At 49.2% G+C, this 24,548-nt stretch carries 17 protein-coding genes, 1 pseudogene and 1 riboswitch; of the genes and pseudogenes, 10 read left to right on the top strand and 8 right to left on the bottom strand.

What is annotated here, in order from left to right:
- The first annotated feature begins 7 nt into the window (after positions 1–7).
- From NST47_RS27005 to NST47_RS26980, 6 genes are all read left to right on the top strand, one after another.
- Entirely contained in the window at positions 8–883 is an 876-nt protein-coding gene (locus NST47_RS27005) for a carbohydrate ABC transporter permease (RefSeq protein ID WP_341157887.1), read from the top strand.
- A gap of 56 nt (positions 884–939) precedes the next feature.
- Positions 940–2,622: an extracellular solute-binding protein gene (locus tag NST47_RS27000; RefSeq protein WP_341157886.1), complete on the top strand. Its 1,683-nt coding sequence runs from the start codon at positions 940–942 to the stop codon at positions 2,620–2,622.
- A complete protein-coding gene (locus tag NST47_RS26995; RefSeq protein ID WP_341157885.1) occupies positions 2,609–4,816 on the top strand; it encodes a beta-galactosidase trimerization domain-containing protein in 2,208 nt (735 codons plus the stop codon). Before NST47_RS27000 ends, NST47_RS26995 begins: the two co-directional genes overlap by 14 nt.
- 271 nt (positions 4,817–5,087) lie before the next feature.
- Complete coding sequence (locus NST47_RS26990) at positions 5,088–10,427, top strand: carbohydrate binding domain-containing protein (RefSeq protein WP_341157884.1); 5,340 nt, start codon at positions 5,088–5,090, stop codon at positions 10,425–10,427.
- Between the two features lie 225 nt (positions 10,428–10,652).
- Positions 10,653–10,745, top strand: a riboswitch (cyclic di-GMP riboswitch).
- Between the two features lie 85 nt (positions 10,746–10,830).
- Positions 10,831–11,127 carry a hypothetical protein gene (locus NST47_RS26985; RefSeq protein WP_341157883.1) on the top strand — a complete coding sequence of 99 codons (297 nt, stop codon included), beginning with the start codon at positions 10,831–10,833 and terminating at the stop codon, positions 11,125–11,127.
- Between the two features lie 207 nt (positions 11,128–11,334).
- Positions 11,335–12,249 (top strand): exopolyphosphatase, encoded by a 915-nt coding sequence (locus NST47_RS26980; protein ID WP_341157882.1) that lies wholly within the window; start codon positions 11,335–11,337, stop codon positions 12,247–12,249.
- A 98-nt stretch (positions 12,250–12,347) separates the two neighbouring features.
- Here the strand turns inward: NST47_RS26980 and NST47_RS26975 are convergent, their stop codons facing one another.
- On the bottom strand, positions 12,348–13,697 hold the full coding sequence (locus NST47_RS26975; protein ID WP_341159763.1) for a TrkH family potassium uptake protein: 1,350 nt from the start codon (positions 13,695–13,697) through the stop codon (positions 12,348–12,350).
- A gap of 48 nt (positions 13,698–13,745) precedes the next feature.
- The gene (locus NST47_RS26970) at positions 13,746–14,897 is read right to left on the bottom strand and encodes a THUMP domain-containing class I SAM-dependent RNA methyltransferase (protein ID WP_076229155.1); all 1,152 of its coding nucleotides are present in this window, start codon (positions 14,895–14,897) and stop codon (positions 13,746–13,748) included.
- Positions 14,898–15,141: 244 nt separating this feature from the next.
- Here NST47_RS26970 and NST47_RS26965 point away from each other — a divergent pair, with 244 nt between their 5' ends.
- From NST47_RS26965 to NST47_RS26955, 3 genes and pseudogenes are all read left to right on the top strand, one after another.
- Positions 15,142–15,777: an O-methyltransferase gene (locus NST47_RS26965; RefSeq protein ID WP_341157881.1), complete on the top strand. Its 636-nt coding sequence runs from the start codon at positions 15,142–15,144 to the stop codon at positions 15,775–15,777.
- Between the two features lie 410 nt (positions 15,778–16,187).
- Positions 16,188–16,703, top strand: coding sequence for a VanZ family protein (locus tag NST47_RS26960; protein ID WP_341157880.1), 516 nt, complete (start codon positions 16,188–16,190; stop codon positions 16,701–16,703).
- 10 nt (positions 16,704–16,713) lie between these two features.
- Positions 16,714–17,220 (top strand): annotated as a pseudogene (locus NST47_RS26955) (MFS transporter); the annotation flags it as partial.
- A gap of 141 nt (positions 17,221–17,361) precedes the next feature.
- Here the strand turns inward: NST47_RS26955 and NST47_RS26950 are convergent.
- The 5 genes from NST47_RS26950 to NST47_RS26930 form a co-directional block, all read right to left on the bottom strand.
- Complete coding sequence (locus NST47_RS26950; protein WP_076229163.1) at positions 17,362–17,547, bottom strand: hypothetical protein; 186 nt, start codon at positions 17,545–17,547, stop codon at positions 17,362–17,364.
- A gap of 157 nt (positions 17,548–17,704) precedes the next feature.
- A complete protein-coding gene (locus NST47_RS26945; protein ID WP_341157879.1) occupies positions 17,705–18,952 on the bottom strand; it encodes an MFS transporter in 1,248 nt (415 codons plus the stop codon).
- A gap of 125 nt (positions 18,953–19,077) precedes the next feature.
- Positions 19,078–20,046, bottom strand: coding sequence for an ABC transporter ATP-binding protein (locus NST47_RS26940; protein ID WP_341157878.1), 969 nt, complete (start codon positions 20,044–20,046; stop codon positions 19,078–19,080).
- A 38-nt stretch (positions 20,047–20,084) separates the two neighbouring features.
- A complete protein-coding gene (locus NST47_RS26935; RefSeq protein WP_341157877.1) occupies positions 20,085–20,876 on the bottom strand; it encodes an ABC transporter permease in 792 nt (263 codons plus the stop codon).
- A complete protein-coding gene (locus NST47_RS26930) occupies positions 20,873–21,649 on the bottom strand; it encodes an ABC transporter permease (protein ID WP_341157876.1) in 777 nt (258 codons plus the stop codon). The genes NST47_RS26935 and NST47_RS26930 overlap by 4 nt, the downstream gene beginning before the upstream one ends.
- 281 nt (positions 21,650–21,930) lie before the next feature.
- Between NST47_RS26930 and NST47_RS26925 the strand changes: the two genes are divergently transcribed.
- The gene (locus NST47_RS26925; RefSeq protein WP_341157875.1) at positions 21,931–23,478 is read left to right on the top strand and encodes a CapA family protein; all 1,548 of its coding nucleotides are present in this window, start codon (positions 21,931–21,933) and stop codon (positions 23,476–23,478) included.
- Positions 23,479–23,498: 20 nt separating this feature from the next.
- On the opposite strand, the gene NST47_RS26920 is transcribed toward NST47_RS26925, so the two are convergent.
- Positions 23,499–24,506, bottom strand: a complete 1,008-nt coding sequence (locus tag NST47_RS26920) for an LLM class flavin-dependent oxidoreductase (protein WP_341157874.1) — start codon at positions 24,504–24,506, stop codon at positions 23,499–23,501.
- Between the last annotated feature and the right edge of the window lie 42 nt (positions 24,507–24,548).

Here is a 24,548-nt window from a genome sequence, read left to right as displayed (position 1 = left end):
AACGGAGATGAAGGACACATTCGGCGAAAGGTTATTTTACACCGTTAATTATATCTTGATGGCAGCCGCAGGCTTGCTGTGCCTGCTTCCATTGGTGCATCTGGCTTCGCTGTCGCTTAGCGGCAAGGATGCTGTGCTGTCCGGCTTCGTGACATTGTGGCCGATCGACAGCTCACTGGAGTCGTATGTGATGCTGCTTAGAGGCACGCCGGTCGTAAGGGCATTTATGAACAATGTGGTGATTACACTTCTGGGTGTTGCTCTTAGTATGGCGTTTACAACGCTTGCCGCGTACCCGTTATCACGCAAAGCATTTTACGGCCGCCGCTATTTAACCTTGGCGATCGTGTTCACGATGCTGTTTCAGGGCGGGCTGATCCCGACCTATCTGGTCATCAAGGAGCTGGGATTGATCGATTCCTATGGCTCCTTGTGGCTGCAGGGCTTAATCAGTACGTTCAATATGCTGATCATGCGCTCTTTTTTTGAAAATATTCCCGAGGAGCTTGAGGAAGCGGCACGCATGGATGGCTGTGGAGAGTGGAAGCTGCTGATGCGTATCATGCTGCCGCTGTCGCTGCCGATGCTGGCGACGATTGCTTTGTTCTATGGAGTACAGTATTGGAACTCGTTTTTCAATGTTCTGATTTATATCAACAGCCCGGAAAAGTATAACCTTACGGTCATGATCCAGCAAATGGTCCGCAGCCAGTCACTGCTGCAGGAGGTTAACAAAATGGCTGCAGGGGAGACGCTGGATGTAACGCCCGAGGGCATTAAAGCGGCTGGTATTATGGTCATGATCATTCCGATGCTGGCCGTGTATCCTTTTCTGCAAAAATATTTTGTGAAAGGGGTGATGATCGGGGCGGTCAAAGGATAGCTTCGAGAGCTGGGAATTTTAATTGCCGTTTAATCAGATATGGGAGGTCTTGACCAATGAAAATCAAATCAGGCTTAATCGGAAAAATGGCCGGACGAATGAATACACGATTAGCTTTAACAGTGGCGGTATTGGCGACATCCGCTCTGGCAGCTGCAGGCTGCAGTGGGAGCCAAGCGCCATCTGGACAGGCTGGGGAGAAGGAAGGCACGGCGGCACCCGAGAAACGCGGGTCGATCTCTATGTCCATCTATGACCGGGGTAATGTGCCTGCCGAGGAAGGTACGATCGATAACAACCGCTGGACCCAATACCTGACGGAAAAGGGGCCGGCGAACATCAAGTATGTACCGATCCCGCGCTTCGAATCGCTGCAAAAGTTTAACGTGCTGTTTGCCTCAGGCTCCGCACCTGACCTGATCCTGGAGTTCGACCGTTCCTACCTGGGCCAGCTCTACACCCAAAAGCAATTAATGCCTTTGGATGATCTGATCGCCAAGAGCAGCACCGAATACAAAAAGCGGCTGGAGCAGTACCCGGCGATTAAAAAGGCGACAAGTATGCCCGATGGTAAAATGTATTTCCTGGCTCGTCCCTACAATAATGATCCACAGCAGTTTCTTTATGTCCGTGCAGACTGGCTGAAGAAGCTGAATCTGCCGGTACCGACTACAGCCGAGGAGATGCTGGCTGTAGGTAAAGCGTTCACCGAACAGGATCCTGATGGCAACGGCAAGAAGGATACGCAGGGGATCGGACTCAGCTTTGTATCGGGCATCGTCTTGAATTTTATGTTCGGCAATGGATTTACGCTGAACGGGACGGGGCAGAATCCCTGGGTTCTGAACAACGGCAAGGTGGTTCATGACTGGGACCGTCTGAAAGCAGCCTTGTCCTACCAGAAAAGGATTTATGACGCGGGTTACACCGATAAAGATTTCGTATCTGATAAAAACGGGCAGAAGCTGTTCCAGGACTGGATCAACGGTAAGGTCGGAATCCGTGGCGGCACGATAGGCGGCACAGATGTAAAAGCTTATGAAACGCTTAAGAAAAATGTGCCCGATGCTGAAGTTATCGTGATCCCGCTGCCCAAAACCGAGTTCGGACAGTTCAGTCCGATGCTGAACACGCCAATTCAAATTACGGGAGGTATTAACGCTGCAGCTAAGGATCCCGTCGCCGTTATGAAAACGATTGATTTTATGTCGACCGAGGCGTTTGAAACGATGATTGCCAACGGTACGGAAGGGGTCCACTATAACAAGGCTGCCAACGGCTGCCCGGAGCAAATCGATTACGACAAATTCAGAAAAGAAGTCAGCTATGCGCTAGATATGAATATGCTGGCCAATTTTGCACCGGATAACTGCAGCGGTTTGGACAAGAAGCTGAACCCGACACCTGCGGAGAAGGATATGGGCGAAATTTTGAAAAAAGCTCGTGAGATCTACGTGAACCCGCAGACGCCAATGCCCGGTATTACCGTAAAAGAGTTTTTGCCGGTTCTTCCTCAGGATTTGGAGCAAATTAACAGCAATGCCAACAAAACGATTCTTGATTTGGCCAACAAGATGATCGTTAGCGGCAGCGCCTATACGGCTGATCAATTCATCCAGGAGAGCAAGGCTGTATGGGAGAAGGCTGGCGGAGCGAAGGTCGATGAATTTATTGATAAATGGTATCAGGAGAACAAGGACAAGGCGATTCTGATGAAGGATCTTTATGAACAAAAATAACGGGAGTGAGCACAGGATGAAGCAGTTTGGCAAACAGGATGGCGGTGGGTATGCCTACACCCCCTACAGGCTGGAGTTCCGTCCAAGGCGGAGCATGCATACGCGCGAGGAGCTCATCACGATTCTCGATCTATTGAAGGCTAAAGGAGTGAAGGCATGGTGGTACAGCGTGTCGGCCAAATGCTCGTTTCCACTGTTTGAGAGCCGGACACTGCCCTTTAGGGAGGATGCGGATACGGAATTATACCGTTGGCTCGTATCGGAGGCGCATTTGCGCGGAATTGCCCTGTTCAGCTGGGAATACCTGAACACAGCCCCACTGCTTACGGAGCAGCACCCGGAGTGGCGCTACGTATATTGGGAGGAGAGAGAAGGAGGCAATACGCCCCGCGACGATCAATTTATTTGCCATAACTCTCCCTATGGCGAAATGCTGAAGGAGTACTGCCTGGAGGTTGTCGGCGATCTCGGTTTTGACGGGATCTGGTTTGACGGCTGCTACCTGCACAGCGATAGCAGCGGTCGGATGGCCTGCCGCTGCCCCTACTGCGCTGAGCTGTACCTACGGGAATCCGGCAGGGAGATTCCGACCGCGATTGATTTTCGCGATCCGTCCTTCCGCCGATTTATAGAATGGCGCTATGAGAACTTCACTGATTATTGGCGCTCGCTAAGTGGTTACGTTCGCCAACGGAAGCCGGAGGCGATTGTCGTTTTTAATTATTTCAACCGAATTGGGCATGATCAGCGGAGCGGATCGCCGCTGCGGCGTATGCCGATGGAGGGCATGATTGCCTCCGAGTCCTGCTCGCGCCCTTACCAGGTGCTGCTGCAGCACAAAATATTACACGCACTGAACGATAATTACCCAACGGAAATATGGGATTATTTCCGTGACGCGGCACAGAACTCGGCAGCGATACCGGAACCCGAGCCGGCCAGCATGCTGTTTCATGCCCAGTGCTCTGCTGCCTCCGGCGGATTTGCCAGCTTCGGCTTCGAAGCGTTCCCGACCGAGTATGCAGAGCTTATTACTGAGCTTTCGGCAGCGCTTAATCCAATTGCCGATTATGTGGGCGGCGTACAGCCTGGCTGCATAGGGCTGGTGCTGTCCGGAGCCACGAAGGATTACGCCCATATCGGCGGGAATGACGGCCTGCCGGATACATGGCAGACCTGGAAAGCAGTCCATGGCATGCATAATCTGCTGAACTCGCTGCATTTGCCATCAGAGGTGCTGCTCGATAACATGCTGACAGGCGAATACTTGAGCCGCTATCAAGCGGTCGTGCTTCCTGATGTGCGCTGCCTGTCTGATGCGTCGGCAGCTGAGCTGCGGCATTACGTCGAGCAGGGAGGACTGCTGCTCATAACGGGCGCTAGCGGCATCCTGGACGAATGGGGCGAGCTGCGGGATAGCGGAGCAGGAGCGCTGGATGCCTGGTTCGGTGTGACCTGGCGGGATAGTGAGCTTTCGCGTCCACTGCTAGCTCTGCGCGATTTAAGCGAGGCTGACGGGTTTACTCGACATGTTGGAAATGCAGAAATCGATAGCAGCGCAGGTGCTGAACGTGATGCTGCCGGCAGTGAGGCGCTCTTGAGAGCTGGACTGCCGACGCGGGTAATGCTGTCCGGTGCGTCGTCCCTGATCCGCACGGTAGGCTGCGAGGTGCTGGCCTACGGGCAATATCGCGTGCCGCAGCCCCGGCACAGCCAGCTGCCTGAAGATGCGCACCCACTCATTGAGGGGGAAGCGATTGTACGCCGCAAGGCGGGCAAGGGGGCGGCCGTGTGGATGGCTGCCAACATCGGCGCGGGCTACGCGGAGCAGCCGAGCCGTCGTACCCGTGAGGCCGTCCGTTCACTGCTGGCAGAGCGCGTGACGCCGCCGTTCACGACAGATGCTCCAGCGAACGTTGTTGTTACGGTTTGGCAGCAGCAGGAACGGATTACGTTCCATCTGCTTAATGTTCCGCACAGCTTTCTGCATGTGCCGTCAGGTAAGGAAACGCTGATGTATCCGGAGGATTTTACACCGACAAGACCAATCACCATCGAGATTCCGGGTGTATGGCGTGAAGCACATTCCCCATCGGGCGGATTGGTGGAGCTTACGAGGGCGGAAGGCGGGCGCTCAACTCGTATTCGCTTGCAATGTCTGAAGCAGCATGCAGTTATTGCGTTGACTCCCTAAGAGGCGGCTTACCGGGCAGTCCTGATAGCGGCATTGATCAGTAGACAACGGGGATTCCCGCTTTGCACAGCTTGTACATATGCCAACAGATATCCCTCATTCGATGATCACTTGCTTACATACAGCAAACGGATTGACCGATGAGGGGTATCTGCTTTTCATTAGTATCAGATCCAGTATGGAATCATGGAAGATGACAAGAGGAGTGGATATTAACGTTGACTCCTGTTAACACAAAGGTTTATTCCAAAGGAAAAGAGGCTAATCAAGCATGAAGAAAAGCGTTCGATTTCTAATCATTTTTACTGTCATCTGCAGCCTGCTAATGCCGCAGGCCTGGAATTCCCAGACATATGCCGCAGGTGAAACAGTCGGCAACATCGTGCAAAATCCCGGATTTGAGGACGCTGCCCTTTCTCCGTGGCTGGCTAAGCCGGGAAGTCCCGCCCTGCTTGAAAAGGATACGGTGCTTAAGCACAGCGGAAGCGCCTCAGGCAAATTCACGCCGCGTGATACCTCATACAGCCACCTGAGGCAGGAGCTGGTATTAAAGAAAAATGTAACCTATGCCTTCTCCGCCTGGGTACGTCTCAACCCGGCCAGCCAAGGCAAAAAGTACATTTACATCAAACTGGATTATCCCACCTCCTCCGATCCCACCTATACATCAGGTGGCAGCGGTTATCCGAAAATAGCAGTAACCGGTACGCTGGGCAGTCAATGGGTACAGATTACAGGCACGCATACGTATACGGGTCAGCTGGAGCAGGTCAACGTGGGCATGTATTTTGAAACCGATTACAATTCAACGAATACCTTTAATGTCGATGATGTATCTGTAACCGAACTGCTGCTTCCAGCCAGCATATCGATTTCCGGGCCTGTGAGGGTAGCTGTACCGGAGACAGGACAGCAAACCGCTATCACTTACCAATCGACGGTATTCAATCAATATGGTACTACAGCGGGGATGGAGACCGAGACTGTCAATTGGTCACTGCAGTCGGCTCCTGCTCAGGGACTCGCTATAAGCGGAGCAGGGGTGCTCTCAGTTTCCCCGACCGTGACGGCTGGCGTATACACGCTAAAGGCCACACTGGCTTCCGATAGTCTTGTTGCCGGATATTTACCCGTGGCTGTAGGCGAAATTCCTCCTGCAGCGCTCAACACGGCTATAACAGGAAGATTCGTCATCGGAGAAACCCTGTCGGGGCATTATACGTACAGCGATCCGAATGGAGATGGTGAGCAGGGCACGACCTACCAATGGTGGAGGTCAGAGCAGCCTGCGAGTCCACTTACGGCAATTGCCGGCGCATCGGGGATAACCGATCAGCAGACAGGAAGCTTGTACACGCTGACTGCTCTCGATGCCGAGAAATACATCCGTCTGCAAATTATTCCGCGCAGCAGTGCGGCTCCATCCGTCGGAGAAGCGGTTTACAGTGCTCCGGTTTATATTTCAGCGACCAACACTGCGCCTACGGCTGTTCATGCTGCTGTGTATGGCGTTACAATTCCGGGCCAACTGCTGACGGGTACCTATGAGTACGCCGATCCTAATGGCGATTCGGAAGGAAGTTCAGTTTATCGGTGGCATATGGCGGATACGGCAAACGGCAGCTACTCTGTGTTGGAGGGGCAGAATGCTGCAACGCTGACGGTCGCCACAGCTTACAGCGGCAAATATGTGAAGTTCGAGGTTACCCCGGTTGACCATTATGGACTGGCAGGCAGTCCCGTACTAAGTCAGCCTCTCGAAATCCATTATGATACCAGAACAGCTCTGTACGTAGATCCGGTCAATGGCAGCAATACGAATGCGGGAACCGAGATGGCGCCATTCAAGACGATTGAAAGAGCCAGGGATGAAGTGCGGACGATGAATACGAACATGTTCAGCGATATAACCGTATACCTGCGTGGCGGAAAGTACGATTATTCGTCCAGCTACACATCGAGAGTGGTGCCGGCCACTTATGAAAATTACACAATAAAAACAAGCACGCTTACCTTCAACGCCGGTGATTCCGGATTTAACGGCCACAAGGTCATTTACCGTGCCTATCCCGGCGAAAAGCCCGTCATCAGCGGTGGCAAGCAGATAACCGGCTGGACACTTCATGATGAACAAAAATCCATTTACAAGGCATTTGTCGGCACCGATGTCGATACCCGCCAATTGTATGTTAATGGCGAGCGTGCCGTGAGGGCAAGGAGTGAACTGGCTCCCGCTGAAGTCACCTTCCAGCCCGACTACGGGCACACAACTACGGATACCTTTCTGGCGGGCTGGAGCCGGCCGCAGGACCTGGAGTTCGTCTACCAATCCCACTGGATGCAGCATCGGATCAAGGTAGATACAATTACGGCAGCCGACGGGTTTGCCACGATCCGGATGAATCCGGTCAGATGGCAGTATGCCGTCGGTACGGCCGGACCGAAGCTCTACGCCGATTACCATTTGAAGTATTATGAGAATGCCTATGAGCTGCTGGATTCCGAAGGCGAGTGGTACCTGAACCGTGGTACGGGATATGTATACTATAAGCCCAGAGCAGGCGAGAATATGCTGAATGTTGAGGTGATCCGGCCTGTAGTCGATGAACTGCTGACGCTGAAGGGAGCTTCCCCGGAGCAGCCTGTCCACGATCTTGTATTTGAGAATCTGAGCTTCCAGCATGCGGGGTGGCTAAGACCTGAATTTATCCACGGCAATCATGCCAATCAGAATAATACGGTGCGGGATGCCGGCAGCAGGCTTCCGGAGTCTGCTATAACCGTACAGTCAGCCCGGAATATCGGTTTTGAACGAAATGAATTTACGCATCTGGGAAGCACCGGCCTGTTCATGAAAAATGGCATCAAGAACAGCACGATTCGAGGCAACACCTTCCGTGATATTTCCGGCAGTGCGGTGAATGTCGAAGAACCTTATACCTCGACCCCGCAAAAAGCGACCGACAATCCAAATCTGCTTTTATCCCATGTAGATATCGTCAACAATTATATCGATACGATCGGGATCGAGTATGAACCGGCATCCGCGATATCGGTTGCTCATGGAAGCGACTTGAACATCAGTTTTAATGAGATCAGAAATATTCCCTATACGGCCATTCATCTCGGCTGGCATCACGAGGTAGATCAGCCTGTTGTTACGAAAAATGTTTATATCCAGAACAATTATATCGATAATCTGATGGGTACGGGGCTTTACGACGGCGGTGCTTTTTATTCGCTGGGAAGGACAGCCGGCTCGATTGACGAGCCTGCATACCGGATTACTGGCAATTATGTGAGGGACCAGTTGAATAACGGCGGTGTGTTTTTCCCGGACAATTACTCCAACTGGTGGCTGGCGCAAAACAACGTGATTGATTTAAATAAAAGTCCGGTATGGCAGGACCATGGCACGAAAAACAAACCGCTGGCACCGCTTTTTGCCCACCTGAGCCGTGCGGTCATGTCTGACAACCGGTTTATTGGAAATTACACGACGACTGGGGCTATCAACGATAAAGGAACGAATAATACCTTTGCCCAAATGCATGTGGTTCCCGACGCCATCTGGCCTTCGGAAGCTGTTGATATTATTGCGCAGGCTGGCCTCCAGCCCGAATATCGCGATCTCACTGATCCAGAGCATTACAATGTCGTGCGGAATTCCAGCTTTGAAACGAGACAGGACAATGTATGGCTGCCCGTCGACGCCACTTTTGCCAAGACAGCCTCTGCACGGTTCAAAGGGGTCTATGCAGCCAAGGTGAACAGAACAGCGGAGGATGGACATATCCAACAGCAAATCGTTATGCAAAAAGGAATGAATTACGAGCTGTCGGTGCGGGTGAAGCTGGAATCCGGCAGTAGCAAGCAGGGAGCCATCAAGCTGGGCTTCGGGCCTCAAGCCATTCCTGCCAATGAAATCGTCACCGTAGCAGAGGGAACGGTCGGTAGCGACGGATGGACGGTAATATCCGGAGTTTACTCGTATAATGGCAGTGAAGTAAGAGCAGAGCCCTATGTTTACTTTGAATTCGCAGCGGGTACTGGCACAGCTTCCTATTACCTGGACCAGTTTGAGGTTATTGAAGTCGCTGAAGCAGATCAGGCAGCACTGCAGGCAGCGGTGTTACTGGCACAAAATTTGCACGCCCAGGCTGTAGAAGGCGAAATCATCGGGCAGTATGCGCCGGGCTCCAGGCTGGTGCTCCAGACTGCAGTCTCCGAAGCGGACGTTACAGCGAATCAGACGGGTGCTTTGCCAAACAGCTACTATCGTGCGCTCGACAAGCTGAGCGCTATTACGTTCTGGTTCATCCACCAGCAAAATCAGCAAGCTGATTTCAACGGGCTGCATACAGCCATCAGCCAGGCACAACAGCTGTACAGCACTACCTCGGAGGGAACGCAGCCAGGTCAATATACGGGCGAGGTCAGAGAGGCGTTGTCCACAGCAATTGCAGCCGCTCTTCTTGTCAGCAATGCTGCGAATTCCACGCAGGAGGCGGTGGATTCGGCGCTGTCTGCGCTTAACTCCGCGATGCTGGGCTACTCCTATAAGGTAATATCTGTAAATGAGGCAATATTGCAGCGCACGATTTCAGAAGCCGTGCAGATGCACGACAATGCATCGGAAGGAGCAGACTATGGGGAGTATGCCGCAGGTTCCAAGACTGGCTTGCAGAATGCAATAGATTCGGCAGAAGACTACCTGCAAAGCCTGAATCCCGGAAGTGCCGTCAGTAATGAAATGCTGCGGGATCTGGATCGATGGACCTCTCCGATTACGCCTAAGGATGGTTACGTGGAAGTATTCGGCAGAGGTGTAGGCTATGAGAGGCAAACCTTTGGCAGCGATTTGTTCGAGCTCAATATGCAGTATACGTACAGTGAAGGGGATTGGCCCAGCTTTGCCATTCGTTCCTCGAATCCCGCAATTGCGATGGGAACAGGAGCCAGCAGCTATATGATCATTGTGAAGGAAGATGTGTGGGAGGTACAGAAGTGGGTCAATGGCACGAGGGAAATGCTGTTTGGGGAACTGGCTGGTTTCACACCACGCTTTGGCGTACTGCCCAATACCCAGATTACAAGCGGCACCAAGCATAAACTGAAATTTGGAGCGATAGAGGTAAGCGGGAGTATCCGCCTGGTCATGTATGTCGACGATCAACTCGTGTTTGACGAGGTTGACAGCATTAATCCTTTAACAGGTCCGGGATACTTTGTCGTTTACTCGACCACTTCACCCATGAAGCTGAGCGCCGTTAACACATCGCAGCTGAACACAGCTTACATTACTCTTCTTCAGGCAGTGGAAGCGTTTGAGCAGCAGCGCAGTCCCGCATTGTCGGGTATTTCGCTTGCCGGCTCTACAGCTGTGCAGGCCGGAGGCTCAACCCAGTTATCGGTGAGCGCAAGCTACAATGACAGCACTGTAGTGAACGGGGTAACAGGAGTAACCTATGGCAGCAGTAACGTGAGTGTAGCAACGGTATCTGCCGAGGGAACGGTGAGCACGCTGCGTGCGGGAACCTCCGTGATAACGGCCGTATATGGAACCTTTCATGCTGAATATAGACTCACGGTCACCCCAAATGAGCCTTAATTTGGAGTAAAGCTTAGTAGAAGCTTTCGTCACTTTTATAGTGGTCGAGGCTTCTTTTTTCATCAAAGAGTACGATAGTGGCATTGTAATGTCTTAGTGTCATCTATCATAAATGATAATTTAGGTAATTAGACTTGTATAATTTGATTAATTGGGTCTACAGATTCATTTATAATGAGCTTCTTATCTTATATGCTTAAACTTGTCGAATAATTATAGCTCAATTCTCGATAATGGCAAAGCAAGTGGAAGCTTGTGACGCAAAACTATAGGGGCTTACGGTGCAAGCAAGATGCACCCAGCCAGCCAGCTGCCGAAGGTACTGTGATGCGCATATAACTGCGACTCCTGACCAATGGATCAGGAGTCTTTTTGTTTGAGAGATAAGAGAGGTGGATCATAGATGAACGAAAATAGAAATATGATGACAAGAACCGGATTTTATACGAAGGTTGGCACCGACATGATCGGCATTTATTTGTCGAATGAAGGCCCCAAGATGTTTATTAACCGTGAGATATTTGATTTGCGGAATCCATGGTGGGATGTGGAAATGGTGATGGGGAAAACCGGTCATCTGATAACATTCTACTGGCGCGGAGAGGTCAAGCTATCGATTCGCTGCGATCTGGAAAATGACTTATTTGTCAGCTTATATCACTATTTAAGCTTTCGTACTAATGAGCAGAGTCTCGCTTAAGCAGAGAATGGAAATAATATTGACATGCGATGTAGATAAATAAAATGGAATCTGGTTATATTTAGGAGATTATGCAGGTGTATCTTGGAGCTGACACGGCCAAAGGTATGCTTTTTTCTGCTTCCAGCTATTGTCTCTATTAGGTCCATTGTTTATAATAATAGATAGATTACTATAGTTCAACGGGACTATATAGGAGGAAAGACCATGCGTTTAATTACACGATCCGACTTTGATGGCTTGGTATGTGCAATGCTCTTTAAAAAAATGGGCATGATCGACGAAATGAAATTCGTTCATCCGAAGGATATGCAGGATGGATTGGTTGAAGTCAATGACAATGATATTTTGGCGAATGTCCCGTATGTACCCGGCTGCGGTTTATGGTTTGACCACCATTCGAGTGAGTTGGAGCGGACAGGACCAGAAATCGTATATAAAGGCGAGACCCGTGTGGCCCCAAGCGCTGCCCGTGTTGTATATGATTACTATGGTGGCAAGGAACGTTTTGGTGACATCGATAACATTATGCAGGGTGTGGATAAAGCGGATTCCGCGCAGTTTTCTGCAGATGATATTTTGAATCCTTCGGGCTGGGATTTGTTGTCCTTCATTATGGATGCCCGCACTGGATTAGGACGCTACCGAGATTATAGAATCAGCAATTATCAGCTGATGGAGGATTTGGTCGATCACTGTGCGACAATGACGGTAGACGAGATTATGCAGCTGCCGGATGTTGTAGAGCGGACAAAGCGTTATTTTGAACTGGACGTCGACTATAAAGCGATGTTAAAGCAGCATACATATGCAGATGGCAATGTAATTGTTACCGATCTGCGCAACGTGGAAACGATTTATCCGGGCAATCGATTTATGGTGTACGCCTTATATCCGGAACAAAATATTTCGATTTGGATTGTCGATGGCCGAAATAAGCAAAATTGTGTGTTTGCCTGCGGTCACAGCATTATCAATCGTACCTCCAACACCGACGTAGGCGCTTTGATGCTTGCAAATGGCGGCGGTGGGCATAAGGCGGCAGGAACGTGCCAGGTTCCTTATGATGATGCCGGCAAGGTGCTGCATGAGCTGGTTGAAACGATGAAGCAGAACGGATAATGTAGTTAGAATTGGCATTAAACGTACAAAGAATCAGGTACCGGAGCTGCGCCGTTTGGTTGCGCTGCTCCGTGAGCCTGATTCTTTTTTTGCTGCGTTTATCCAATTGTGATCTTACCTTCAGGGTAGTGGTACAGTTCCTTTTTATTTTTGGGCTGCAAGGCGTAGGAGAGCGTGACGGGTCCTAATCTTCCGGCATACATCATCAGAATAATCAGTATTTTTCCAGTGAATGTTAGATGCGGAGTGAGTCCCATACTCAGTCCAACCGTTCCAAAAGCTGAGGTGGTTTCAAACAAGATCATTAAAAAAGAATAGTCGTGTGTAGCAAGCAGCAGCATGGTTACAATGAAGATGAGCAGCAGGGAAAGGAAGGTTACGGTAAGAGCACGATGTGTATACTCTTGCGCCAAACGGTAGCGAAACAGCACGACATCCTCTTTGCGCCGGATCATCGTAATCATGGCTCCAATCAGTATGGCAAAGGTAGTTACTTTAATTCCACCGCCCGTTGATCCAGGTGCTGCACCGATAAACATCAGGAGGACCATGAAAAACTGGGTAGCCTGCCTCAAGCTCGTTATGTCTACCGTATTGGTTCCTGAGGATCTTGTACTGACCGATTGAAAAAAAGCAGCGAGGATCTTATCGAATACAGGTAAAGGACCCAGCGTATGTGTGTTGGAAAATTCAAAAATAAATATGACAAGCGCTCCAAAAACGACCAAAAAGCCTGAAACGGAAAGCACAATTTTACTATGAAGGGAAAGCTGTCGTGTTTTTGGATAATCAATGAGCTCGGACATCACGATGAAGCCGATTCCACCCAAAATGACGAGGATCATCGATACCGTATTAATCACAAAATCGTCGACATAAGGCGTCAGGTTCCTATAGTCACCAACTAGCTCGAATCCGGCGTTATTGAACAATGACACAGCGTGAAACACTCCATAATATATGGCTTTGCCCAAGGGCATTTCAAAGGACCAGCGTATCGCAAAAATGAAGGCGGCTATACTTTCTACAACTAAGGAATAGACCACCACATTTTTGATCAGTCGGACGATGCCTTCGATCGATATTTGGTTCAACGATTCCTTCAGGACAAGTCGTTCCTTCAAGGAGATTCGTTTTCTGACGACGATCGCGAACCAGGTGGTCATGGTCATGAATCCCAATCCGCCCAGCTGCACCATGACTAGCAGGACAATTTGTCCAAAATGAGTGAAATGGGTTGCCGTATCGACGAGGATCAATCCAGTTACACAGGTTGCCGATGTAGCCATAAATAACGCATCGATATAGCTGAGCGAACTGCCTTCAACTGAAGCAGCTGGTATCCACAGCAAGAACGAGCCCAGGACGATAATGACCGCAAACCCCAAGGCAAGTGTTTGTTGAGGGCTTAGCTTGATAGGTTTCCAATGGATACGACTCAGATCAATCACCTCATAGTAAAACCCTGATGTCAAAGCATCAGGGTGATTGTATTCTTAAGATTCCCGACGTGGCCCGTACAATCCACCCGGAGCAAAATACTGAAACAAATGGCACTCAATCCGTCCATTATACAGCTTGCGCTTTTTGTCAGCAGGCCGGCTCATGAAGTGCTCTACCTGCTTGTTCGGATTCAAAATAAAGCTGGACCATGTTGGCAGATGAAGGGCCAGCAAGCCAAGGTCACGGAGAACCTTGTCCACTTCTTTCAGATCTCCCAGACGCTCTCCATATGGAGGATTGGTAATGATACAGCCGTAATCCCCTTGTGGTTTGGCTTTGGCCACTGGAAGCACCTGGAATCTTAGCTCACGCGCAAGTCCGGCTGACTTGGCCGCGGCGAGTGCGATGTCAATCGCATCCTTATCGATATCCGAGCCGATAATTTCAAGCGGCACATCGTCTTTTACCAGATCATAAGCCTCATCTCTGGCTTGATCCCATAATGATGCGGGAATAATCGGCCACGCCTCAGCAGCAAAAGAGCGTCGTTGTCCCGGAGCGATGTTCCAGCCGATCATAGCAGCCTCGATAGGGATGGTTCCCGAGCCGCAAAATGGATCGTACAGCGGACGCTCCACTCGCCAACGGCTGAGCAGTACGATAGCTGCGGCCATTGTTTCTTTTAGCGGTGCTTCAGTAGCGATTTTGCGATAGCCGCGCTTATGTAAGCTTGGACCCGTTGTATCAAGCGTCAGTGTGGCAATATCGTTCAATAGTGAGACTTCCATTACGAAGCGAGCTCCCGTCTCGGGAAACCATTCGGTATGATAGTGCTGCTTCAGGCTTTCGACGACGGCTTTTTTCACAATACCTTGACAGGCAGGGACGCTGGATAGCTGTGACTTGTGAGAGCGTCCTTGCGCAGGGAATTCGGCATCTTCGGGAATCCAGTCTGCCCATGGCAGTGCCTTGGTGCCCTCGAACAGCTCATCGAAGGTGCGGGCTTCAAACTGGCCCATTTTGACTAACACGCGATCCGCTGTGCGCAGCCATAAATTGGCACGACATATCGCCAGCTCGTCACCTGTAAAGTTAACCCGGCCATTTTCGACAGTTGTATTTTCATAGCCCAAATCGCGTATCTCGCGAGCTAGAATAGCCTCAAGACCCATAGGACAAGTGGCGATTAATTGAATTTCAGACATCTTACACACTCCAGTTGAACTCTTATTGGAAAAGCCATACAATGATGTTATAAACACCATCGGTTAAAGCATATGCTTCTGATAATATAAGTAAACAAGGATCGAAGTCAATCAAGGATGGGCGACCGCGTTACAAAGGTATGTTTCCTTGAAATATCAGTCCGTTTAACCTCCGGTTAAAACATATGCTTCTGATATTATAGGTGATAAGGTTGGTTTATACAATATAAGGGGGAATTATAGGATGACGCAGTTATCTGCTGAGGAATATGTGGAATCATTGTTGACTCGTGACGAGCAATTGGAACAAGTAAAGGAAGGGATACGGAACCGCAGCATGCCGGAGATTTCCATAGCTCCAGGTTATGGCAAGCTGTTGACTTTACTGGTCAAAATGACAGGAGCTCAGCGTATTTTGGAAATCGGTGCTTTGGGCGGCTATAGTGGAATTTGTTTGACTCGCGGCTTGGGTGATCAAGGTAAGCTGATTTCGCTGGAGCTTAAGCAGGAATATGCTGATGTTGCTCAGCAGCATCTCAATGAGGCTGGACTTGGGGACAAGGTCGAGTACCGGGTGGGAGAGGCTTTGCATCATTTACAGCAGCTTGCAGATGAAGGGCAGAAATTTGATGTTTTTTTTATCGATGCGGATAAGGGGAACTACCCGAACTACCTGGAATGGGCGATCAAGCTGGCCAATCCAGGGGCTATTATTATGGGTGACAATGCGCTGATGCATGGTCGGGCCATGGACCCGGAGCAGAACGGGAATGCAGTGACCAAGATGCGTCAGTTCAATCAAAGCATGGCAAGTGATCCACGGCTGGAGGGCGTTGTTCTACCGGCATATGATGGATTGGCTATTGCACGTGTACGCTAGCAGACAGCTCCATTAAAAAGACCATGCCTCACAAGCCGTCATTATTGGCTGTCGAAGCATGGTCTTTTTGTTAGGGACTTAAAATGCTACATCCGGACTATCGGTCTGATTTGTTCCCTGGCATGTAGTTATTCCTTTTGATGAAAGTTTGGAACAACCGTTAGAGAAGGGCACGACCACAAATACCGACTCCCTGCTTTCCCGTGCCTAAGGTAATCTAAGGCAGCTTGATTCGTACAGTCTTTAAATGACCTAAATAGATGTAGAAGTTTAAGAAAAATTTTATTTTTAACCCCATTTCTTTTTAAATAGTTTTCTTTATCCTGAAAGTGTACGAATGGTTAGGAGGAAACTAAGGATGAAGAAATGGTTTTTTTGTGGCTCGGGAAACTCCAGAAGGTGAGATGGGAATGAAACGTAAGAGAACGTTGAATAACTTTAAAATCCATGCACTGTTTGTCTTATATGTGTACGCATTGTTCAAAATTATTCTGTTAAAGTTCGGTGCGATCGATATGACATTTCTTGGGCAGCAACTTAAGCAGAGTCTGGGAAACCCGGAAGATATCGCCAGGCGATTGCAAAAGGGTAATCTGATCCCCTTTAAAGAAATATCGAGATCGATTCATGTTTTATCGATTCATGATCTAATTAACATGATTGGGAATGTTGCGTTATTCATGCCATTCGGTGTTTTTCTTGGTTTCATGCTAAGCAACAAAAAAATATCTTTGATAGGCGCGTTCACACTTTCTTTAGGCTTAAGTCTAATCTTGGAAAGTGCGCAGGCCTTATTCTCTATTGGAAGTTTTGATGTCGATGATCTTATACTAAATTCCAGTGGGGGCTTGATTGGCTTCATCGTTTGCAAAGTATGCGCTAAGCTTATGGCAGCTACATTCCAAACAAAAGGAAGGCCCATATGATATATGCTTCAATGGTTATATCGTAACTGAGCGCCTCGGCCAGCCGAAGGAATTTCTGCCGTACATCCTGATGGTAAATGGTGCCGCAATGCTGATCGGAGGCGGCATCGTTGCCGTGTTTGCGAAGAAGGTCGAACCGCAATTGTTGCTCGCCGTCGGTATGCTGGTGGAGGCCATCTGTACGGTCATCGTGGGTTACTCAACGAATGTACCATTAACGTTGATTGTGCAGTTTGTGAACGGACTCGTGTTCCCGTGCATCCATATCGGGATCAGTACGATGATCCTGAAATGGTCACACCAATCTATCGTGGGCCGGGTCAATGGTGTACTGTCCCCGATGTTCATTGGCACGATGGTCATTTCCATGTCATTCGCCGGCACGCTGAAAGACGCCTACCCGCTCGTAACGATTTATACTGGCGCAGGTATCCTGTTCATTCTCGGAGCGTTTGTCATGATTCCGATCATGAGACAGAAAGAGCCGGATATGTGGGAGGGCACCAGCCAGTCGTAGACACTATATTTTCAAAAAATAACCCTCCTGTTATTTCCTAAAGGAGGGTTCTACCAATAATATGCTCTTTGAATCCATATTAACTATAACGTCAACCTTGAAGTGCGAAACGGGCTTTTTGAACAACCTCTACCAGCTGTTTTATGATGCTTGCTTTAACGATACGGCTGGATTGCTTGCGGGTTGGGGTGTCTTCCAATGATAAGCTTCATTATTATGGTACACAATCTCATAGTGCGTATTCCTTACCTCAATCACAGAACGATACCAGAGCAGCAGCTCGGCACAAACGATAATAAACAGGATTTTTTTAATGTCCAGCTTCATGCAGGGCGAGAACCTCCTAATAGCTTGCTGTGGCAAGCTGTTGTTGTAGGTATTGCATAGGTTGGGCTATTTCGTATGACAGTAAACAGTTTGCTTGCAAGTCGACAAAAGCTTTTACTAAGGATATGTCGGTATGTATGGAGTCATGCGGGCCGTATTAGGTATCTTCTCCAGAGTGAGGGGCGCTTCCGGCTTTTTGGATTGTCTGTTTTGGAAGCTGTGAATCACTCAAAGTGCGACGAACCCACAGTGCGTTGCCGAGCAGCATAATACAGGACATGATGAAAATCCCACGAATGCTCACCCAACCGGACAAAGCTCCACCTATAATCGGTCCCATCATGTTGCCAAGACTGAGCGCACTGGAGTTGAAGCCGTAGGAGCGGCTCTCCATGCCATTAGGGGTGTAGCTGCGAATTAGTGTTTGGACCGAGGGCAGCATACCGCCCATAAACACACCGAGCATAAACCTCGCGGCAAACAGCTGCCATATGTTCGTAACGAGTGCTTGTGGAATATAGCATAGCCCTGCTCCAATCAAGCAAACCGCCAGGATCTTAACAGATCCGATTCGATCACTCCATCTGCCAAGCAATGGAGACGCTATCATATTAGAGAAGCCGGTCACCGATCCGACAAGCCCCGCGTAAAAAGCAAGCAGCTCGCCTTTCCCATGCAGATCCTGAACGAAGAGGGGGATAAGGGGCATGGCAGCAAGCATCGAAAACTGAATAACAAATGTGACTCCATACAGCGCTGGCAGCTGCTTCACCTTCATTAATACACGGAAGCCTTCGACAATCGTAATATTCGTTTTCTTCTTGGCCTCGGCCAAATCGAATTTTTCTTTAACGAGAAACAGAGCCACCATCGAGGCACCGAATAACAAAGCACCGGTCACATAAAAAATAGAACGAAATCCAAGCCATTCCGCCATCAATCCACCGATGAATGGACCGAGAATCGAGCCTGCAACCCCACCCGATTGCAGCATACCCATGGCGAAGCCGCTTTTCTCGCGGGGGGTGTTGGTTGAGATCAAGGCCACCGCTGCCGGCATGAATCCAGAGATGACGCCATTCAAAATCCTGAGCAGCAGCAGCTGTGTCGGATCGTGGGCAAAACCCATTAATGTCATGACGACGGCCATTCCGAATGAGGAGCGAAGCAGCATCACCTTGCGTCCATATCGATCCGACAAACGTCCCCAGAGCGGCTGGAAAAAAAATGAGGTAACAAAATTCCCTGCAAAAATAAATCCTGACCAAAGTGCAATGTGATGAGGATCCGTAACACCCATTTCCTGTATGTATAAAGGTAAAAAGGGTGTAATCATCGTCATTCCGCTCATTACCAAAAACTGGCCTATACATAGGACAGCTAAATTAACCTTCCAACGTGCCACGGCCGTTCTCCTCTTTTCCTGCTATGTACGTTGAAGTATAACATAAACGGACTCGATTGCTCCAACTCATCAAGCAGCTTAAAGAGATACTCAGACTCGAGTATCTCCCGTATAGGCATGAAATTCTAATAAATTCGATGAATGACTTCCTCGAAATCGGGCTCCTCCATATGAACATCGGAGATCGTACCCCACTCCTCAATTTGCCTCAATACATCCATTGCCTGAATAGTCCTACGATTGCACTGAACAGTGAGCTCATTATCGGTTTGGCCGACAATCAGAAAAGCACCGCTCCATTCAGGAGGCACGTGGATCGGCTCGGCAAAGCTGATTCTCATTAATGTGGGCAAGCCGATTCTCTCTCTCAAGCCATCAATGGTTCCGTCATAAGCAAGCTGGCCGTGGTTAATGACCATTACACGTTCACATAGCTGCTCGATATCGTCCATATCATGAGTGGTCAGCAGCACTGTTTTTCCAAAATCCCGGTTCATGGCTTTAAGCAGCTTGCGTATCGATTTTTTGGCTACGACATCCAGTCCGATGGTGGGCTCATCCAGAAACAAAATATCCGGGTTATGCAGCATCGATGCAGCCAGATCGGCGCGCATACGCTGTCCAAGCGATAGCTTACGGACAGGCGTATCGATAAATTCCTTAAGCTGGAGCAGCTCGCTTAGCTCAGCCAATGTACGTTCCTTTTGCATTCGTTCGATGCCGTACATCGCAGCCAATATATCGTAGGAATCCTTCACAGGCAGATCCCACCACAGCTGGCTGCGCTGTCCGAACACGACTCCAAGCTTGCGTACAACCTGCCGCCTGAATTTGTGTGGGCTGTGCCCATCGATTAACACCTCGCCGGAGGAGGGATGCAGAATGCCGGTCAGCATTTTGATCGTGGTCGATTTGCCAGCACCATTCGGACCGATATAGCCGACAAACTCACCGCGTTCGACGATAAAACTAATGTCGTTGACCGCGATTTTTTCCTGATGAGCACCGCTCATATAAGACCGAATCCGCTGCCAGCGTCCTTGACCAACAAGCGGAATCCGAAATGTTTTACTTAAACCCGATACTTCAATCATGGAACAGCTCCTTTAGTGGATCGTTTATTATGTTGGATTCAGCTTCCCGTACTTTGATATCTGGACATGCCCAGCTTCCAGAACTGCAGCATGGCGAATAAGAATAGAGCGGCGAACAAGCCTATAGCCGGGATTAGCCAAAACCCGAATTCATGGCGAAGCACGTACAGGGCAGGTAAGTAATTGGCAGCTCCGACAGGAATCACGGTTAGTAAAATACCTTGAAGCCACTTTGGATATAAACTCATCGGATACTGTACAGCTGTGCGAGCCGCGTCTTCAGTTACATTTTGCAAATCGCTGACCCTTGTAATCCAAAAGCCAAAGGTGGCAGTACCAAGTCCGATTGCAAACAAAATGACGGCTCCGATGACAATAACCACAACCGTTTGCGGAATAGCCCAAAGTTCAATTTGTCCAGATTGCAACAACTCGTGAACACAAACCGTCAGGATGATACCGCCTTGAATGTATTCTGCCAGCATAATTCGGAAATTTTGAGTCATGAGCGCCAGCAGCAGCGGGATGGGGCGGATAAGCAGCTGGTCGAGATCACCGGAAACCAGATATTTTTCCAGGTGATGGACATCACTGGCCAATGTTCGGTAAATGGCTTTGGACAACAAAATAGTCCCGTACAAGTAACCCACTTCATACAAACTCCAGCCCTTGATACTGCCGAATTTCCATAAAATGATGGAGATTAGCAAAAATTCCATCGTATTGACCACAAAAGCAAGCATCGTCGAGAACCAAAAATTAAATTTGTATTGCATCTTGCTGACGATGCTGGCACGGATCAGAAGGGCGTACATCCGAAATGTATTCATCCTCCTTGCACCTCCACTTTATGGCGAACGATCGCTGTAGCGGCAAAGCATAGTAGAGTCAGAAATAAGGACCAGATCAAGCTTCCCAGGAGAACGGACGCACCCTCCATACCGAGATAAAGCTTGGTGGGCACATACTGCATATACGGATAGGGAGTCATTCTCGCTATACCTTGCAGCCAGACGGGAAGCCAGTCATTCGGGATCAGGAAGCCGGATAAAACGGAGGAGAGTGAGATATGTACCCAGAACAACCATTGCGATTCGGTCGTCCATAGGGCAGCTACACCTATCATATAGTTGATGCAAATGCTCATATAGGCGGCCAAAATGAGTGCTGTGATAGTTAAAGCCCATGTGGAAGCGCTGCGCGGAACCGGTAAGTCCAGTGTCCACACATAGAGCAGATAGATTGGTAAAGATTTATAGAGAAGCTGGTAGGCGATTTGTCCCCATTCCCGGCACATTAAATGATAAAAAAGGTGAACAGGCCGCATGAGATCAAGCGCGATTTGTCCGGTACGTACGGATTGGTCAATACCGAGTCCTTTGGTCATAAAAACTGTAATCCATAAACAGACCTGATTAAATGCTACATAATGAATGACAGTTTCCAGTGTATAACCGCTTGCACCGCCAGTTGTCCCTACGCCTTTCCAAATAGAGACGTAAATAAGCCCGAAGATCGCACTGGCAACCGTATTGATTGCATGCGAGGCTCGGTACTGCAAGTTGCGGTCATACGCTTTTTTTATTAAAACGGCAAAAAGCATACACACCTCCTGTAATGAAGTTGTCGCACCTGCTGGTAACGGCAGCAAGCACATCAATGACTTTCTGTTTGAAAAGGGTAGTTCTGAGACACGTGCGTAAAGGGTGAGTACAGCTGTTGAAGATAATATCAAGAGGGTTGTTATGTAAGGGTGCAAAGAGGACGGACAATCATAATAGCAAATTTGGGTTGACTTTGGCAACTGTTTTTTTGTGAGTTTAGATTCATGCTCGGTGAATGAAAATTTGGTATACTAGCAAGGTGTTTCTGTTTGCAAACCCAATGAACCTGTTACAGAAGGAGAAGATTGTCATAGAAACTCGAGCTGTCAAACATCGCGATGTCAATAAGATCAAGAGAAATACGTGGATAACTCTCGGAATTATAGGATTAGTAACGATAGCATGTTTTAGTTATTTGTTAGTTTGGCTGTTTGGCAAGGAGGCAGATAAGGCGCTTCCCGCTCCGCCAGCTGCAACGGCGCCTGTAGCGGCGTCTGGTGGCACTACAGGTAAAACGGAAGTCGCTAAGCCATCAAATGCTGCAGCGAGTGGTAACGTTGGGAATGGCACAAGCAGCAATGGAACGACGGACAAGCCAAGCGATAGCAATGTCAACGGTCAAGCACCTGGTACCAAGCCTGCGGTGAATTCGAGCGGCAGTACGAGTGCGAATCGTTCAAGCGTTAAGCTTACGTTTGTCGGCGATGTGATGTTTGCAGGCAATGTAGAACAATTATTAATTAAGAACGGTTGGGATTATCCTTATCGGTACATGAAGGAATATCTGGAGAAAGCTGATATTACCGTAGCCAATCTGGAAACACCGATCTCGTCACGGGGAACGGCACAAAGCAAGGAGTACATATATCGTTCATCACCTGAAGCACTGCCTGCACTAAAAGATGCCGGTATTGATCTCGTCAATACAGCTAACAACCATATTCTTGATTATGGGACGGATGCGCTGCTGGATACGATGGATGCGTTGGACAAAGTGGATATCAAGCGGGTAGGGACGGGCCGCAATATTGAAGAAGCCTACAAACCGGTTATTATGGAGCGTAATGGCATCAAGATTGCTTTTCTCGGCTTCAGCCGCAATGCGCCGGATGCCGGATGGTATGCAGGCAAACAGAAACCTGGCGTAGCCGAAACCTATTCAACGAAGCTTCCCTTGGAGGCTATTGCGAATGCTCGCGAGGTGGCAGATCTCGTTGTAGTCATCGCTCATTGGGGTATTGAACGCCAGGACGTTGCAGCCAAGGAACAGACAGAGCTCGCGCACAAATATATTGATCAGGGTGCCGATTTGGTTGTGGCCAGCCATCCGCACGTGCTTCAAGGCTTTGAGCAGTACAATGGTAAATGGATTGCCTACAGCCTGGGTAACTTTATCTTCACGACCAATGCGGAGCCGATGACCTGGGAGACGATGGTGCTTGATGCTGAATGTACGAAGGATCGCAAGTGCAATTTGCAGATGCTGCCTGTACTGACCAAAGGTGCCCAGCCCGTCCGCATGCCGGAAGCGGAAGGATTAAAGCTGTTTGAACGGATGTCAAGAATATCCTTTAATGCCATTGTTGCGAACGATGGCAAAATTACTGCAGGCCCAACCAAACAGCCGATATCAGATATAGTGGCTCCAGCAGCTCCAGCCAAACCGCCTGCTGCAGATAAACCTGCAGATAAGAAGACAGGAGAGACAAAACCTGCAAAACCTGCACAGCCTGCCAAGCCATCGACACAGCAGCCTGCGCAGACTCCCAAAGCAAATACCGCTCCAGGAACGACCAAGCCGTCGCAATCCGGAGCGGTGAATCCATAGCTTTAAAACCTGTAAGCAAACTAACTATACAATCCGAATTCTGTAGCAAGAAGTCTGTAAGATTTTAACCGTGCTTCGAAATCATGAGTTGGGGTGACAACGAGCAATTCATCGGTTTTATACAGCTCACTAATTTCCAGCAGCTTGCTCTTTACCTGCCCTGGAGTGCCTACGATGCGCCGCTGACGGCGTATTCGTATGCGCTCCAGATCTGCTTCTGTGTATGGATAATCCATGGCGCTTTCAACGGAAGGAAAAGTATTGAGCTCCAAACCCAACTCCAGGCGAAGGAAAAATAAGTCTGTACTGGTTGCCAGCATATTGGCTTCTTCCTCGCTATCTGCACATATGGCCAGAACAGCGGCTAGAGTTCGTGGGTGATCGTTTAAGATGGACGGCTGAAAATGCTCATGATAGTATTGCATCGCAGACTCACCTCCGGGTACACCAAAAAACTGAGCAAATGCATAAGCAGCACCTTGTCTTGCAGCAATCTTGGCGCTCTCATCACTGGAACCCAGCAGCCATAGCTCGGGTGCGGTCGGAATAGAAGGGGACGCATGCAGTCTGGCAAACGGATGCTCAGGAGGCATTGCTTGATGCAAATAGCCTGTCAAATCTCTAACCTGCTGCGGGTATTGGTTAATATCCACAAATTTATTTTCCTGAAGAGCTCTTGTAGCGAGCGGCATGCCGCCAGGAGCGCGCCCCAAACCCAGATCGATCCGCCCTGGATGCAGAGCTTCGAGCAGTCTGAAATTTTCCGCAACCTTATAGGCGCTGTAATGCGGAAGCATAATGCCACCGGAACCCAGCCGAATCTTGGCCGTTGCTGCAGCAAGATGTGCGATCAGAATTTCCGGGCTTGAATGCGCGAGTGCCTTGGATGCATGATGCTCCGATACCCAGTAACGGGAGTAGCCGAGCTTATCAGCCTCTTGAGCCAGCAGCGTTGTTTCTCTAAGTGCGTCTGAAGCAATTTTACCTTCACCTATATGGGATTGATCCAAAATACCAAGCTTGATCATTTTCTTCACCTCTAGCTTAAACTGTAACAGAAAATGTTCAGT

The sequence above is a fragment of the Paenibacillus sp. FSL H8-0034 genome (assembly GCF_038000305.1).
Classification (GTDB): Bacteria; Bacillota; Bacilli; order Paenibacillales; family NBRC-103111; genus Paenibacillus_S.
Note: the sequence above shows the minus strand (reverse complement) of the source record. Positions and strands in the feature narration are given on the sequence as shown.